The organism is Erysipelatoclostridium sp. DFI.2.3 (assembly GCF_019132535.1).
GTDB classification, from domain to species: domain Bacteria; phylum Bacillota_I; class Bacilli_A; order Erysipelotrichales; family Erysipelotrichaceae; genus Clostridium_AQ; species Clostridium_AQ innocuum.
Genome location: NZ_JAHOOJ010000001.1, coordinates 112,242 through 126,955 on the forward strand (window position 1 = coordinate 112,242; position 14,714 = coordinate 126,955).

13 protein-coding genes are annotated in these 14,714 nt (G+C 43.4%); 5 read left to right on the forward strand and 8 right to left on the reverse strand.

Features of this window, described 5'->3' with window-relative positions; translation table 11 throughout:
- Positions 1–8 precede the first annotated feature (8 nt).
- Positions 9–629, reverse strand: coding sequence for a transposase (locus KSZ58_RS00610; protein ID WP_224727240.1), 621 nt, complete (start codon positions 627–629; stop codon positions 9–11).
- On the opposite strand from KSZ58_RS00610, the gene KSZ58_RS00615 reads away from it, so the two are divergent.
- On the forward strand, positions 630–854 hold the full coding sequence (locus KSZ58_RS00615; protein WP_040014064.1) for a hypothetical protein: 225 nt from the start codon (positions 630–632) through the stop codon (positions 852–854).
- A 337-nt stretch (positions 855–1,191) separates the two neighbouring features.
- On the opposite strand, the gene KSZ58_RS00620 is transcribed toward KSZ58_RS00615, so the two are convergent.
- Positions 1,192–2,046, reverse strand: coding sequence for a patatin family protein (locus tag KSZ58_RS00620; RefSeq protein WP_002606955.1), 855 nt, complete (start codon positions 2,044–2,046; stop codon positions 1,192–1,194).
- A gap of 209 nt (positions 2,047–2,255) precedes the next feature.
- On the opposite strand from KSZ58_RS00620, the gene KSZ58_RS00625 reads away from it, so the two are divergent.
- Positions 2,256–2,579, forward strand: a complete 324-nt coding sequence (locus KSZ58_RS00625; protein ID WP_002606956.1) for a cyclic-di-AMP receptor — start codon at positions 2,256–2,258, stop codon at positions 2,577–2,579.
- Positions 2,580–2,840: 261 nt separating this feature from the next.
- Here the strand turns inward: KSZ58_RS00625 and KSZ58_RS23075 are convergent, their stop codons facing one another.
- The 3 genes from KSZ58_RS23075 to KSZ58_RS00635 are packed head-to-tail and all read right to left on the reverse strand — an operon-like array spanning position 2,841 to position 5,369.
- Positions 2,841–2,969, reverse strand: coding sequence for a hypothetical protein (locus KSZ58_RS23075; RefSeq protein ID WP_008818237.1), 129 nt, complete (start codon positions 2,967–2,969; stop codon positions 2,841–2,843).
- The gene (locus tag KSZ58_RS00630; RefSeq protein ID WP_008818238.1) at positions 2,966–4,654 is read right to left on the reverse strand and encodes a sensor histidine kinase; all 1,689 of its coding nucleotides are present in this window, start codon (positions 4,652–4,654) and stop codon (positions 2,966–2,968) included. The genes KSZ58_RS23075 and KSZ58_RS00630 overlap by 4 nt, the downstream gene beginning before the upstream one ends.
- A gap of 13 nt (positions 4,655–4,667) precedes the next feature.
- Entirely contained in the window at positions 4,668–5,369 is a 702-nt protein-coding gene (locus tag KSZ58_RS00635) for a response regulator transcription factor (protein WP_009270201.1), read from the reverse strand.
- 288 nt (positions 5,370–5,657) lie between these two features.
- On the opposite strand from KSZ58_RS00635, the gene KSZ58_RS00640 reads away from it, so the two are divergent.
- Positions 5,658–6,767, forward strand: a complete 1,110-nt coding sequence (locus KSZ58_RS00640) for an N-acetylglucosamine-6-phosphate deacetylase (RefSeq protein ID WP_009270202.1) — start codon at positions 5,658–5,660, stop codon at positions 6,765–6,767.
- Between the two features lie 417 nt (positions 6,768–7,184).
- On the opposite strand, the gene KSZ58_RS00645 is transcribed toward KSZ58_RS00640, so the two are convergent.
- From KSZ58_RS00645 to KSZ58_RS00655, 3 genes are all read right to left on the reverse strand, one after another.
- Positions 7,185–8,378, reverse strand: coding sequence for an NlpC/P60 family protein (locus KSZ58_RS00645; RefSeq protein WP_002606962.1), 1,194 nt, complete (start codon positions 8,376–8,378; stop codon positions 7,185–7,187).
- Positions 8,379–8,637: 259 nt separating this feature from the next.
- Positions 8,638–9,882: an NlpC/P60 family protein gene (locus KSZ58_RS00650; RefSeq protein ID WP_008818241.1), complete on the reverse strand. Its 1,245-nt coding sequence runs from the start codon at positions 9,880–9,882 to the stop codon at positions 8,638–8,640.
- Positions 9,883–10,061: 179 nt separating this feature from the next.
- On the reverse strand, positions 10,062–11,924 hold the full coding sequence (locus tag KSZ58_RS00655) for a transglycosylase domain-containing protein (RefSeq protein ID WP_175627723.1): 1,863 nt from the start codon (positions 11,922–11,924) through the stop codon (positions 10,062–10,064).
- 755 nt (positions 11,925–12,679) lie between these two features.
- Here KSZ58_RS00655 and KSZ58_RS00660 point away from each other — a divergent pair.
- Both KSZ58_RS00660 and argS read left to right on the forward strand, forming a co-directional pair.
- Complete coding sequence (locus KSZ58_RS00660; RefSeq protein ID WP_224721032.1) at positions 12,680–13,072, forward strand: DUF1934 domain-containing protein; 393 nt, start codon at positions 12,680–12,682, stop codon at positions 13,070–13,072.
- Positions 13,069–14,712 carry an arginine--tRNA ligase gene (argS, locus tag KSZ58_RS00665; protein ID WP_008818244.1) on the forward strand — a complete coding sequence of 548 codons (1,644 nt, stop codon included), beginning with the start codon at positions 13,069–13,071 and terminating at the stop codon, positions 14,710–14,712. The genes KSZ58_RS00660 and argS overlap by 4 nt, the downstream gene beginning before the upstream one ends.
- The last annotated feature ends 2 nt before the right edge of the window (positions 14,713–14,714 follow it).

Here is a 14,714-nt window from a genome sequence, read left to right on the forward strand (position 1 = left end):
TAGATCTATTATTTTCTTGATGCTTTGTGCAGGATATCCTTTACACGTCGATTTCGCTTTTCGCTGATACGTTTCATTCGTTTTGTTTGATGGATGCCTTTGCTATCCTTCTTTCCAGTTCTTAGCAGTGAGCGATAATGTGCGATCTGTTTGTTATAGAATTGGTTGACTGCCTTTATTTCATTTCCTTTTATCAGTACAGGGCGGTGTCCACTCGTAAACGCAATCGCTGTCAGATTATCGACACCAATATCTATGCCGGCTACTCTGGTTGCCTCATGGATTGTAATCGTCGGTTCCATGATTTCTATCTCGCATACGATTTCAAGCTTGATAGTATCTCCATTGGGAATCAGACGTACTTCCTTCAGCTTCTGTTCATGCAGATCCATCTTACCAAGATCATATCGGTCACGTACACACCCTGCCTGCAGCACTGCCTTAGGAAATTTTACATACCAACCATGCTTGTCTTTTCTCAGTTTGCATATCTGATTGGTAAAAATCAAGGGTTTATAACCGTCTTTATCTGCATATCGAGGGATATGAGGAATTGCTTCATATTTGTCAGGATGTGCTTTGTAATCCGCTAAAGCAGCAAAAAAGCTTTTCCAGTCACGATACAGCATATGCAAAACATTCTGATTTGCCTGAGCAGGAAGAGCACGGTAATCGATCTGGTCACGCAATTTAAAAAAACCATCCAGATGCTGCATGGAAACAAAGCGATGATCATGATCAATGATGTGGAATGGTGTGCTATGATGCTTTTGACGTATGACATTCAATTCATCAACGACACCATTGAGTTCTTCCAGGACCTGTATCTCATGTGGAAAGCGATCCTCATTTGATTTGATGGAAGCACTGTACGCATTTCTTATATAGAACGAAGCAACGTTGTACAGATTTTTAGCACGATGCGTAAGAGCAGAAAAGCCGGGGGTTTTGCGGGTGATTAGCAGATAGGATACTAGAATATGTGCGATATGATTTCATGTTGGAAACCCTCCTTTTGTTGACATCATTATACCACGAACGTAAGAAAAGCTTAAGGAAAGATATGAAAAACAGAAAGAAAACAAGGATGAAAAGAAAGATGGCTGCATTCATCTCCCACCTGTTCATCGACCACTGAGGTGGGGGTATTCTGCCTGCTTTTTAGATAAAGAAAAAAAAGACCGAAGGGGTCTAATTTTCATTTGCAATAAAAGACTTCAATTCCTCAAAGCTGTTTTTGGCATCCATGTAGCCCTGTTCATATAATTCCCGCAATCTGGCTTCATTTTTCTCCAGACGCGAAATTTCCACGGGAGAGCTTGGGCGTATGAGGAAGACACTTCCTTCCTTTTCCATTAAAGCAAGCTCATCCAGTGTGCGGTTATAGGCGATATGGCGTGTTTCCAGCGCCTTGATGAATTTCGGATACTTCTTATAGCTGCGGCGGATCATCGGCAGCAGATTGTTTTTTCCTTTGCGGTATTCTTTACACTGTGTGAGTACAACAATATTTTTTGTATATCCCATCTCCTGAAATTTATGGATGGGAATGCTGTCTGTTGCGCCGCCATCCAGCAGCTTTTTTCCATCAACTTCGACAATTCTGGAAAGCAGGGGCAATGATGCAGAGGCACGTACATAGATAACATCACGCTTCATATTGATACACTGCAGGTATTCTGCCTTACCGGTTTCCAGATTGCTGGCAACGGCATACAGCTTTGTATGCGATGTATTAAAGGCATCAAAATCATAGGGATCCAGTGTATTCGGTATATCCTCATACACAAATTTTGCTCCGAAGAAATCTCCGGTTTTCAGCAGAGAGGATACGCTCATATAGCGCTTATCCTTTAAATAGGCGGTATTGGTACGGTACGCTCTGCCGATCTGTTTGGATACATAGCTGCACGCATGACAGGCACCTGCGCTGACGCCAATGACACCGTCGGTATATAAATTCTGTTCCATAAAGAAGTCCAGCACACCGGCAGTATAAATTCCGCGCATGCCGCCTCCTTCCAGAACAAGTCCAAGCTTACTCATTCTCTTCACTTCCTTTATGACCTGTATATTATAGCACAGTTTCTACGTACTTACACACGAAGGTAAAAATCAAAATGGCGTTATCAGAGGAAATCGTGGTGTGACAATAATTTTACAGGCAATATCCATATTTAGTTCATTTAGGGTTTGTAAATACGTTCCATAAGTGATAAAATTAGCATATAACAAGACGAGAGGAGAGCGTGTTTATGAAACTAATTTTAGCGATTATGTCCAATGACGACAGTCCTGCAGTTTCCAGTGCATTGACAAAAGAAAATTATCAGGTAACAAGACTGGCAACGACTGGAGGATTCCTGCGTGCAGGAAATACCACCCTGATCGTAGGTACCGATGACGATAAGATTGAACGTGCGATTGAAGTGATTGGAGAATACAGCAGACGCCGTACGGAAGTGGTACCGAGTACAGCATCCTACGACATCGGAAGATATGCATCTTTCCCGGTTGAAGTACAGGTAGGAGGCGCAACGATCTTCGTTATCGATGTAGAAAAATTCATTAAATTATAATGCAAAAAGGAACCTCCGGGTTTCTTTTTATTATGCTTTCAGGTGGTGCGAATACACAAGCTTATACCCTTTGGATATCGCTGATTTGCATGTTTAATTCTCATTTGTGATTGTGATGATATATATGTCTAAGCTTACGTATCCAGCATTTTAATATTCATTAACATCCGATTACAGAAATCGGGTATACTTTTTTAGAAATACAGAAAAAGGAGCTTCCTTATTCGATGATGTGTCATAGGAAAGCTCTTTGTTTTAGGGTTACTTTTGTATATCGGCTGTATAACAGTTCCTGTTTTCCGTAGTAACGGTATGATACGCTGATGCCTGCTGTGTCTGTTTTATATTCGTCATCTGTACAGCCAGGATGTTGCCTAGTCTGCTTTTCATGGCAGCTCCTTTTGGAAAATCAGCTCCACCTTGAACAGGTCGGCATCAAAGCTGATGTGCATATGCCCGTTTTGCAGCACTGTAAAGCTTTTGGCTATCGCAAGACCTAAGCCGCTGCCCTCCGTATTCCTTGCCTTATCGCCGCGCTGAAAGCGTTCCATGATATCGGCAGGGTCAAAGTCAAGCTCTGTTGCGGATATATTTTTGACAGATATATATACCTCCTGCTCGCGTTCCTCCACATAGACATACACACGGGTATGCTCCAAGGCATATTTTCCTGCATTCACCAGTAGATTTTCCAATATGCGAAAGGTTTTTTGAGGATCAAGGCTGAGAACGATCTTCTCTTTACTGAAAGTGTTGCGTATCGTCAGGTCATGCTGAATGAACAGTGCCTCGTATTCCATTTCCACCTGCTTAATCAGAGAAATTAAATCAACATCCATGCGATCCAGCTGTATGTTGCCTGTGCTGGCCTTGCTGACTTCAAATAAATCCTCAATCAAGTGCTTTAGACGATTGCTGCCGGATTCCAGTATTGTGATGTAACGCAGCCGCTCCTCTTCCGGAAGATTCTTGTTTTTCAGAAGGTCGATGTAGCTGATCATGGAGGTTAGCGGAGTTTTCAAATCATGAGAAACATTGGTAATCAGCTCCGTGCGCATATTCTGTGAGCGAACCTCCTGTGCAACAGCCTCCTGAAAGGATGTCTCAATATTCTGAAGATTGTCCTTCAGTGATTCATAGATGCCCAAATCTTCATCCACAGTGGTTTGGAAGTCACCATTTGCAACGCGCTGAATACTGCCTTCAAGCGATTGAAAGTCTCGTTTCATCCTGCTGTTTTGACGATGACGGATAGAATACAGGATCAGACAATAGCATGAAAGCAGAAGATAGAAAAATATTCCGCTGTCCCGGTAGATACATACTATGAGGATACATACGATATGCAGGAACAAAGCGGCGAGCAGGCGAAGCTCTCCCTTATCATGAAAATCAAAGCCGATAATATAGCGATACAGCCGTTTTGCCTGTCTGCCAAGCAATACGGAATTTTGTGTTAGCAGGGAGTGCTTTTGCAGGGATACCCGCACACCGTTGTGCTGCATGGAGCGAATCGCATAGCCGCATCCGGAAAGCACTGCGAACAGTCCGCTTAAACAAGCAATCTGCAACAGATAATAGCTGGAAATCTGCCATGTATCGGCTGAGAGAATATCCAGTGAGAAATCCTCCGGCAGACGAAACATCCGGTACACAAGCTCGCTGCCCCTGATTTTATAGAAATAAAGTCCAAGCAGTGCAGCACCCAGCGTGATTTCATAGGGCAGCCTTTGTGTAAAAAAACGATAGAAGCCGCTTTTTACCGCCCATTTATATGGCATAAGCAAAGACCATGCAAAAAGCAGTGTGCCTACCAGCAAAGTAATGCGCTGCAGGGCCGGCTCCATATATTCCTCAATTCGGGAATATTCCATGGGAATGGAATCATCAGCCGGTTCTTTGATAAATGTATTGCCGCTAAAGTCCCGTTCCTCTTCGCTGTTAATGTATTTGTAATGCGTTTTGTACTCTTCGATGGCTTTTTGATCAAGGGATGGAAATACCAGAAACATAGATATGATTGCCAGTGCAATACCGGACAGAAGAATTAGGGTAGTCCAATGTACTTTTTTCATAATTCACCTCTTTTTACTGTTTCTCAATCTTATACCCGACACCCCAAACAACCTTGATATAACGGGGAGCACGGGGATTGATTTCAATTTTCTCTCTCAGATTTCGAATATGGACCATAACGGTTTCGGTGTTGACTGCGGTTTCGTTCCATACATGCTCATAAATATCATCACTGGAAAAGACCTGACCAGGATGCTCCATAAACAGCTGCAGGATCCGAAATTCAATCGGTGTCAGCCGGCGTGATTCTCCATCCACAAAGACCTCCTTGCTTTTGCGATGCAGTTCGATTCCACCCAGAAGCAGCCTGTCCTCCACCTCCTGCTTTTGCTCGAGCAGCTGCTGATAGCGCAAATGCCGCCGCAGCTGTGCATGTACACGGGCGAGCAGCTCCATCGGGACAAACGGCTTTGTCACATAGTCATCCGCACCGATATTCAGACCGGTAATCTTATCAATATCTTCCGATTTGGCAGATAATATGATGATAGGGAACTCATACAGCTCTCTGATTTTCATTGTCAGGGCAATCCCGTCCATTACCGGCATCATGACATCGATGATTGCAAGATCCACCGTATTGTTTTGTAATTGCTCCCAGGCAATGGCTCCATTCGCTGCTTTCAGGGTCTGATATCCCTGGCTTTTTAAATAAATTTCAATAGCATCCGCAATCGATGCCTCATCCTCGGCAATTAGTATGACAGAACTCATGATGACACTCCTTTTTTATAATTATACAACAGATATGTGCTATTTTCTTGTTTTTTCATAAAATGCAGACATATCAAAGGTATGCAGACAGAGTAATCCGGCAAGGCTGAATCCGATAAACAGTATCATGATATCCAGTATGTTCATAATCCGTCCTCCTGAAGCAAGTATATCGAAAAAGTATTAAGGAACGACGGCATCAATTCAAAAGATTTTCTAAAGAAGTCCGGGTATTTGCTTGTAAAAGGCATTCCAATGAAATACAATTAAGGAAGAAAGGGTGTTTGTATGAAACGAATCATTGAAAATATAAAATTTATGCAGGATGGCACCATGGTGTTTGGTGATCTGCATCTGGAAGATGGCTTTGTGGAACGAATTGATTATAAAACACCACATATGGTGAGTGATATAGCAATACCGGGGTTAGTGGATATTCATACCCATGGCTTTCACGGCTATTCCTGTGAAAATACAGATATCGGGAATCTGCATGCGCTGGCGCTGGAATATCCAAAACGCGGAATCACCTCATTTTGTCCGACGGTATCAGCAAGATCACTGGATGAATTTCGTACGATCATCGACGCATATCGGAAAGCCTTTCAGGGAGATTATCGGGGAGCACGCTACGAGGGCGTGCATCTGGAGGGTCCATATTTAAATCCGGATCGCCGTGGTTCCATGAAAAAAGAAAATCTTATGGAAATTCATCTGGGTGAGCTGGAGGATTTTTTATCAGAGTATCATGATAATATAAAAATCATGACAATAGCTCCGGATGTAAAAAATGCCATGGAAGCAATCTCGTTACTGCATCTGTATGGGGTTGAGATTTCACTGGGGCATACGAATGCAGATTTTACCCAGACCAATGAAGCGTTCGCATGTGGAGCTACACAGATTACACATCTGGGAAATACCATGCCGGAAATCACACATCACAAGCCCGGTATGATGGATGCCGTATTCTTATCCGACTGTCTGTGTGAAGTTATCATGGACGGCGTACACATGCAGAAGGAGATGCTGAAATGGGTGATTCGTCTGCTGGGCTGTAGCCGTGTGGTTGCGGTAAGTGACGGCACGCCTTTTTCTGGCTTTCATTATCCGGACGGCTATGAGCTGGAGGATGGAAGTGTTATACGAAACGGCGCTGTTTATAAAGAGGATGTACTGCTGGGCAGCAGCTGTGACCTGCTGGATATCTTTCAGTATCTGTACAAGCAGGAGGGCTATGATCTGTCCGACTGTATCCGTATGTGTTCCACCAACGCTGCAAGGATGCTGAAAACCTATGCCCATGAAATCGGATTGGGAAAAAATATCAATCTGGTGATTCTGGGACATGATATGCGTGTGAAAGAAGTTATTATCAACGGAAGAAGTGCGTTATGAATTTTATGGGAAGATGCTGTGAAGGCTTTGCAGAGCTTACGGGAAGTGTTTATGGGAATATAAAAGGGCTCATGGGGTTTTTATGAAACCTGTCATGAGTCTTTTATTGTGGATGGAATGCAAAGGCAGAAACCGGCAATGCGATACCTGAGCTATTATTTTTCCAGGCTTATGAAGCAGAAATAGAGATTCTATGAATCGTTAAGAGTAGAAGAAAGGCAGATAAGGAGAGTTAAGAAATCTAATGACGCTTATAAACTCGTTTTAAGAGGAGTTTGTATTGCTGGGAATACAGGAATCAGTTAATTCTCTTAAAACGCTCTAAAACGAATAAAAATGGGGATTTAAGAAAAATTAAGAAATGACCGGAGAGCAGAGATACAAAAAAGAAGGCATTTGCCTTCTTTTTTACACAAATTATTTGTTTACGCGGATAAATACAGGACCACTTCCGATATAAGCAGATGCTTCAACGGTCGTTCCGCCCTTCCATCCACCATGAACAGCCTGTCCGTTACCAACATATACAGCGATATGAGGAACTCCGGCACCGGCATCATCATAGTAAATTAAATCTCCCGGCTGTGGACTGCTTGTTACGCTACCCAGAGACATATACTCTGCCGGCCAGCCGTGGAAATAGATTCCCTGTGCTGCCAGTGCATTGGAAGCCAATGCTGTACAGTCCTGACCAACACCAAGCTGAGCCAGTGCTGCAGAAGCGATTCCGCCATCAGCAGTTCCCAGGTTCTTAGAAGAGCTTGCAGCTCTGCTACCGGAACCATTGCTTGCAGTATCTTCGCTGTCAGCTACATCTTCACTTGCGTTATCTGTAGTTTCCGCCTTTTCTTTTTTCTTGATTTTCTTTGCTACACCGTTTTTGTCAAACTTGTAACCAGCATATTCTGTCTTAGTTGCAGCCTGACCTTTTTTGTTGAAATAATACTTCTTACCGTCAATCGTCTTCCAACCCTTGGTCATGAAGCCGTAATCTGTGTAATAGTATTTCTCTCCGTCCTTCTTCACCCATCCGGTCGTAATCGTACCGTCATCGTTGAAGTTGTACTTTTTACCATCAATGGTTACAACGCCGGAAGCCAGAGAACCATCTTTTGTGAAGTAAACTTTCTTTCCGTTTACCTTGGTCCAACCGGTAACCAGTTTACCATCTTCGCCGAAGTTGTAAGTTTTGTTATCGATCTTCTGTACACCAGTAACAGCAACTCCAAATTCATTGTAGTATGTATCCTTTACTTCGTTCCATCCTGTCAGCAATACTCCAGATTTCTGGAATGTGTATTCATGACCATCGATGACCTGTTTTCCATTCACACGGTGACCTTCTGCATCAAAGTAGTAGGTAGAACCGTTGATTTCTTTCCAGGAACTTGTAATCGGATGACCCTCATTGTTCAGGTAGTAGCTGCCAGCCTCATCAAATACCCATGAGCTTGTTTTTACCTGGCCTTCCATTTTGTAGACTCTGTCCGTGCCACTTCCGTGCCATCCGTCAGAATTTTGTGCCGCATATACCGTAGTTACTGCTGTTCCAGCTGTAGCCAGACACAGGACTAAAGCAACTTTCTTTGTGTTTTTTTCGATAAAATTCATGTTATCACCTCGACATCAACGCCCTCATTGTAACAAAGCGTTTTTTTATTTGCAACCCCTATTTTTTGAAAACTTACGATTTTGTCACTTTTCCGTCCCATCACGATTCTCTTTAAAAGCTTTGTTTATAGGCTGAAACCCGATTTTAGAAAATTTTAAAAAAGTTATGAAATTTTTTTGTATTTCTTCCGTTTTTTATCCGAAATGCGTCAGAAACACAAAAAGGAGCCGTAGCCCCTTTTTTATTGTTTTTTGCTTTTTACGGTCTGCGGATTGCCGTGATACTCTGTCCGCTGTTGTTGCTCCAGAAGCTTACAGAGGATGTGATAACTCCTGTAGATGGATTCGTTGCATGAACCATCTGTCCGCCACCTACGTAAATGGATACGTGTGCACCACCGCTCCATACAATCAGATCGCCTGGCTGCATATTGCCGTAGGATACCGCTGAACCGACACTTGCCTGTCCGCCTGCTGTTCTCGGAATGCTGATGCCTGCCTGTGCATAGGCATAGGAGGTCAGACCGGAGCAGTCAAAGCCTGCAGGTGAGGATCCGCCCCAAACGTAAGGGGAGCCTACCATGGAAGCCGCAATGCCTGCCGCACTGGAGTTGCTTCCGGAACCTGCCGGATTCAGATTTGCACTTGAGGAGGAAGAGCTGCTTGAAGCCGCCGCGGAGCTGTTGCCAGCTGTGCGTGTGCTCTGTACATTCTCATTGCTTTCTGTTGTTTCTTCTTTTTTCTTCTCTTTGATTTTCTTCGCCACACCGTTCTTATCAAACTTGTAGCCTGCGTACTTCGTGCTGGTTGCTGCCTGTCCCTTGCGGTTGAAATAGTATTTCTTTCCGTCAATGGTCTTCCAGCCCTTTGTCATAAAGCCATACTTGTCGTAATAGTATTTTTCTCCGTCTTTTTTCACCCAGCCACTCTGTAAGGAACCGTCGCTGGAGAAGTTATAGGTTTTTCCGTCAATCTCTGTTTTTGCTGTTGCCAGAGAGCCGTCTTCTTTGAAGTACAGCTTCTTCCCATCTACCGTCTGCCATCCGCTGACAATGTTTCCGTCCTTATCGAACAGATACTGTTTTTCATCAATTGTCTGCAGACCGTTCAGCTTTTCGCCGAATTCGCTGTAGTAGGATGTTTTTGTCTGATTCCAGCCGGTCAGCAGTATGCCGGATTTCTGGAACTGATATTCATGACCGTCAATGACCTGTTTTCCGTTCACACGGTGTCCTTCGGAGTCGAAGTAGTAAACAGAACCGTTGATGGTCTTCCATTCGCTGATAATCGGATGCCCGTCTGCATCCAGGTAGAAGCTTCCGCTTTCGTCAAACAGCCATGAGCTGGTCTTGACAGCGCCTTCCTCTTTGTAAATGCGGTCCGCTCCGGTTCCATGCCATCCGTCCGCATTAGTGGCAGCATATACAGTTGTGACTGCAGTTCCAGCTGTTGCCAGGCACAGAATCAGCGCCACTTTTTTGGTATGTTTTTCAATAAAATTCATGTTGTCACCTCACAGTTTTGCATTCTAACAGAGAAAATTCCTTTTTGCAAACCCATTTTCTGTAAAAAGTGCAAAAAGAATGCGCACAGTGTAATGACACAACAGCAAATCCCCGCTTATTCATGGGCTTTTTTACTGTTCGGCAGGATATATAAAATTTTTTTGATTTTTTTTATAGCCTACTCTTTTTTGAACCAGTAGACAGAGCCTCCGGAATCTTCCGTACCAGTGATGGGATTCACTCGTTTTTCCTGAATGCCGTCACTAGGCTGATACCAGACACCCTTACGTTTTTTGTATAACCCGTTAAAGGTATCCTTGAAGATGTCCTTGCTGATGGTGTAATACTGCTTTTCCAGTTCGCGGTTATCATCGAAGCCGCTCCAGATGCCTACGGTATATTCCGGATTAAAGCCCATAACCAGTGAATCCCAGTCGCTGGTGCCTGATTTTGCCGCCACGGTGATATCCGGCTCATGCCCGTACATGCTTGGGAAGGTATAGGATTTATTGCGGATATCGAAGGTCGAGGTCATCATCTGATTCAGTATCAGTGTTTCATCCCGCTGGAGCAGCCGTTTCGGCTGAACCTCACGCTTGTATACAACATCATTCCCGCTGGTGATATGAGAAATGAGCGCAGGCTTAACATACAGACCCTCGGAAGCAAAGGTATTGTAAATACGGCTCAGCTCCAGCAGCGACATATTCACGGTACCGAGCGCCTCACTTGGATTCGGAGAGGATTGACGGATGTTGAAATCAAGCAGTGCGTTGTGCAGTGTATCCACACCGAGAAAAAGCTGTGTTTTTACGGCGTAGATATTGTCACTCAGGGAAATGGCATTGATCATGGAAATTTTTCCGTTCGCATAGACATTGCCGTAATTGGTCGGCGCATACTCCTCATCATCGGATACGCGGAAGGTTGTCTTCTGTGAGGTGAATTGCGTGGATGGGGTAAAGCCCTGCTGGAGGGCGCAGTAATACAGCAGCGGCTTGATGGTACTGGCGACCTGTCGGGAGGAATAGATGGCGCGATTGTATTGTGAAATCGTATAATCCTTTCCTCCAACCATAGCCATTACGTTTCCGGTGAAGGGCTGTGTGATAATGCCGGCTACCTCCAGCTCACTGCTTAAATCCACATGCTTCGTGACAGCATTGCTCAGCTGCATTTGTACCTTTGGGTCATAATAGGTGTGTACATGAATTTCCCGGTTCAAATCGATATTCAGCTTGCTGAGCTCCTGAATAACCGCATCGATGTAGTATTCATCAATACCGTAGGTACTGATGTTTACATTGGTGGAAAGCTTCAGCTTTTCCTTTTTGGCTGCCTCATACTGCTTTGATGTAATGACACCGTTATTCTTCAATACCTCCAGAATCAAATGCTCCCGCTTGATTGCATTGTCCTTGTGCAGAAACGGGGAATAAATACTGGGACCGTTTGGTATTCCTATCAGCATGGCAGTTTCCGCTATGCTGAGCTGATTCAGCTTTTTATCAAAGAAATACTCTGCAGCAGCATTCACACCATACACACCGTGTCCGAAATAGACCGTGTTCAGATAGCCCTCCAGAATGTCCTTTTTGCTGTACTGCATTTCCAGACGGGCTGCATAAAAAAATTCCTGCACCTTCCTCGATAAGGTCTGTTCATTTGTCAGAAACAGATTTTTTGCATATTGCTGTGTGATCGTGGAGCCGCCCTGTCGGATATCCCCATGAATGAGATTCGTACCCAGCGCCTTTGTAATGCGCACAGGATCAAAGCCGGCATGGTAGTAGAAACGTTTGTCCTCTACACTCACAAACGCATCCTGAACAAATTCGGGAATATCATCAATGGACGTCCACTGCATATTTTTTTTGAAATTGGATTCGTATATGATATCGCCGTTCACATCATAGATTGTAATGTTCTTTCTCTGTTCATCCAGCGGTAGTCGATTGAACAGGGCGTAGGCATAGACACATACAATCTGTGTGAGCAGTGCGAAGATCATTCCAAACACCAGCTTGCGGATTCTTTTCATAGCAACACCTCGTATGCTATTAGTGTGAGCTTTTATGCGTGCTTTAAACACAAAATATGAAAGTGGTATACACCATCCGCAAATATTCTATAATTATAATATACTATGATTGATATAATAACTCGTTGATGGAAGGTTAGCTGAGATGAAGATAAATTTTTCCTGTACGAAATAAAATTGCCAACTCCTGCTGAACAGAAAATCATATTTTAAATAGAGTCTATTTTATATTATAAAACTATAATATATCAATTATACTATAACTAATGCAGAAATCGTTAGGGGGAATGATAAAGAACTTTAGGAGACTGTTTTTGTGAATTCACACCCTATATATTATAAGGAAGAGTTTTGTCACTGCCCTATATAATATAAGGAAGAGTTTTTTTGAAAAATGAATCATCAGAACCAGAGTGACTATATAATATAAGGAAGAGTTTTTTTCTGAATTTATATGATTGGAAGTAAAAGGATAGAGAATTGTCGGAATGGTTTATAGTATTGTATAAAAGATAATCCCTTGTACGCAATCTGATTCTCAAAGTGGAATATGCTTATATATTCTAAAAGTATAATATTGTTTTGCATTGATTACTATTATTCCACTATTATAATAATATGCGCGATTTGATAAAAATGTTCTGTATGCATATTTTGTGCGTAAAGTGGCAGTTAAAATTTTAAAGAGAAAAAGTGAAAAAAAGGTTGCACGATATTCAATTTCTGCTATAATGCTCATGATAAGTGGTGACAGCATGAAAAAGCATATCGTAGTAAAACAGAAACATCTTTACACAGAAGAGCGAAACCTCATGTTTGAAGGACAGGCTTTTTTTTCGGATTCAAACGGCTGTCTTCGGCTTTCCTACACGGAACGCGGCAGCAATACTGCGGTCAGCGTTGAAGCTGAGAACGAGGGGCTTCGCATTCAACGGGACGGAGAACTCATGACACGGCTGACGTTTCAGCATAAAAAGCAGACGACAGGTTCTGTTCTGTCAGAATTTGGAACGATCGATATCGGAGTTTTTACGCATAAATATATAAAAAGAGAAAATATTATAGCCATTGAATATGATATTCTAAGCGGTGACGAGGTCACGGACGGATATCGTATCCTTTGGATTTTAAAGGAGGATAAGGTGTGAATCAGATTGAGAACAACTTAAAGCAGGCATTGCACAATGCCGTGCAGAAAGCATTTGATACAGAGCTTGATACAGCGAGCATTGTAATTGAAATACCAAAGGACAAAAGTCATGGTGATTACTCTACGAATGTGGCAATGCAATTGACCCGGGTATTAAAAAATAATCCGCGTAAAATCGCAGAGGCTGTTGTAGAGGCACTGGATAAAGCGGCGGCAGATATCGAAAGCTGTGAAATTGCAGGACCCGGCTTTATCAACTTCACGATCAAGAACACATCCCTTGCACAGATCATAACGAGGGTTCTGCAGGAGCAGGACAACTACGGAAACAGCAACGATGGACAAGGTCTGAAGGTGAATGTGGAATATGTATCTGCGAATCCGACAGGTGATTTGCATCTGGGTCATGCAAGAGGTGCAGCGTGGGGTGACAGCATCACCCGTTTGATGAAAGCAAGCGGATATGATGTGTGCCGTGAATATTATGTTAATGATGCCGGAAATCAGATTGTAAATCTAGGCAAGAGTCTGCAGGCGAGATACCGTGAGCATCTGGGTCTGGATTTTGATCTGCCGGAGGATGGCTATCACGGGGAAGATGTTAAAAACATCGCAATTGCGATTGCGGGAGAATATAAGGATGCCTATGTCGAATACAGCGATGCCAACCTGAAATTCTTTAAGGAAAAGGGGATTGCATTCGAGCTTGATAAAATACGGCGTGATCTGGATAACTTCCGGGTGCACTTCGATGTATGGAGCAGTGAACAAAGCATTCGTGATGAAGGAAAGGTCGAAAAGGCACTGGAGGTATTGCATGAAAAGGGTCTTACGTATGAAGAAGACGGTGCCCTCTGGTTTGCGACAACACGTTTCGGGGACGATAAGGACCGTGTTCTTAGAAAAAAGGATGGCTCCTACACATATCTGGTACCTGATATAGCATATCATAAGGATAAGTTGGATCGTGGCTATGATCTGCTCGTGGATTTGCTTGGTGCCGATCATCACGGATACATTCCACGTCTGAAAGCGAGCATTGAAGCATTGGGAAATAACCCGGACAAGCTGCAGGTGGATATCATCCAGATGGTACGCCTTGTTGAAAACGGTGAAGAGGTCAAGATGAGCAAGCGTCTTGGAAACGCGGTAACCATTCGTGAACTCTGTGAAGAGGTCGGTGTGGATGCCGTACGCTATTTCTTTGTCCAGCGTGCCGTGGATACACACCTGGATTTTGATCTGGGGCTTGCCAGAAAACAGAGCAATGACAACCCTGTATACTATGCGCAGTATGCACACGCCCGTATCTGTTCGATTTTGCGACAGGCTTCCGAAATTGCGGAGGCGCAGTCCTTTGAGCTGCTGACGCATGAAAAGGAAATCGCACTGATGAAGTATATCAATGAATTTACGAATGTAGTAAGCGATGCTGCACGTTCCCGTGCACCGCATAAGGTATGCAATTATATTCAGAAGCTGGCACAGCATTTCCACAGCTTCTATAATGTATGCAAGGTAATAGATCCTCAGCAGCCGGAACTTTCTTCCCAGCGACTGGCACTGCTGAAAGCCACAAAGATCACATTGAAGAATGCCTTATATCTAATCGGCGTTGACGCCATTGAAAAAATGTAGGA

Bases quoted from the DNA above. Each gene is read 5' to 3' on its own strand.
- KSZ58_RS00640 (WP_009270202.1), top strand. From the start codon at position 5,658: ATGAAACGAATCATTGAAAATATAAAATTTATGCAGGATGGCACCATG.
- KSZ58_RS00645 (WP_002606962.1), bottom strand. From the start codon at position 8,378: ATGAATTTTATCGAAAAAAACACAAAGAAAGTTGCTTTAGTCCTGTGT.
- KSZ58_RS23075 (WP_008818237.1), bottom strand. From the start codon at position 2,969: ATGAAAAGCAGACTAGGCAACATCCTGGCTGTACAGATGACGAATATA.
- KSZ58_RS00655 (WP_175627723.1), bottom strand. From the start codon at position 11,924: ATGAAAAGAATCCGCAAGCTGGTGTTTGGAATGATCTTCGCACTGCTC.
- KSZ58_RS00610 (WP_224727240.1), bottom strand. From the start codon at position 629: ATGCTGTATCGTGACTGGAAAAGCTTTTTTGCTGCTTTAGCGGATTAC.
- KSZ58_RS00620 (WP_002606955.1), bottom strand. From the start codon at position 2,046: ATGAGTAAGCTTGGACTTGTTCTGGAAGGAGGCGGCATGCGCGGAATT.
- KSZ58_RS00625 (WP_002606956.1), top strand. From the start codon at position 2,256: ATGAAACTAATTTTAGCGATTATGTCCAATGACGACAGTCCTGCAGTT.
- KSZ58_RS00635 (WP_009270201.1), bottom strand. From the start codon at position 5,369: ATGAGTTCTGTCATACTAATTGCCGAGGATGAGGCATCGATTGCGGAT.
- KSZ58_RS00630 (WP_008818238.1), bottom strand. From the start codon at position 4,654: ATGAAAAAAGTACATTGGACTACCCTAATTCTTCTGTCCGGTATTGCA.
- KSZ58_RS00650 (WP_008818241.1), bottom strand. From the start codon at position 9,882: ATGAATTTTATTGAAAAACATACCAAAAAAGTGGCGCTGATTCTGTGC.
- KSZ58_RS00615 (WP_040014064.1), top strand. From the start codon at position 630: ATGCAAAACATTCTGATTTGCCTGAGCAGGAAGAGCACGGTAATCGAT.
- KSZ58_RS00660 (WP_224721032.1), top strand. From the start codon at position 12,680: ATGAAAAAGCATATCGTAGTAAAACAGAAACATCTTTACACAGAAGAG.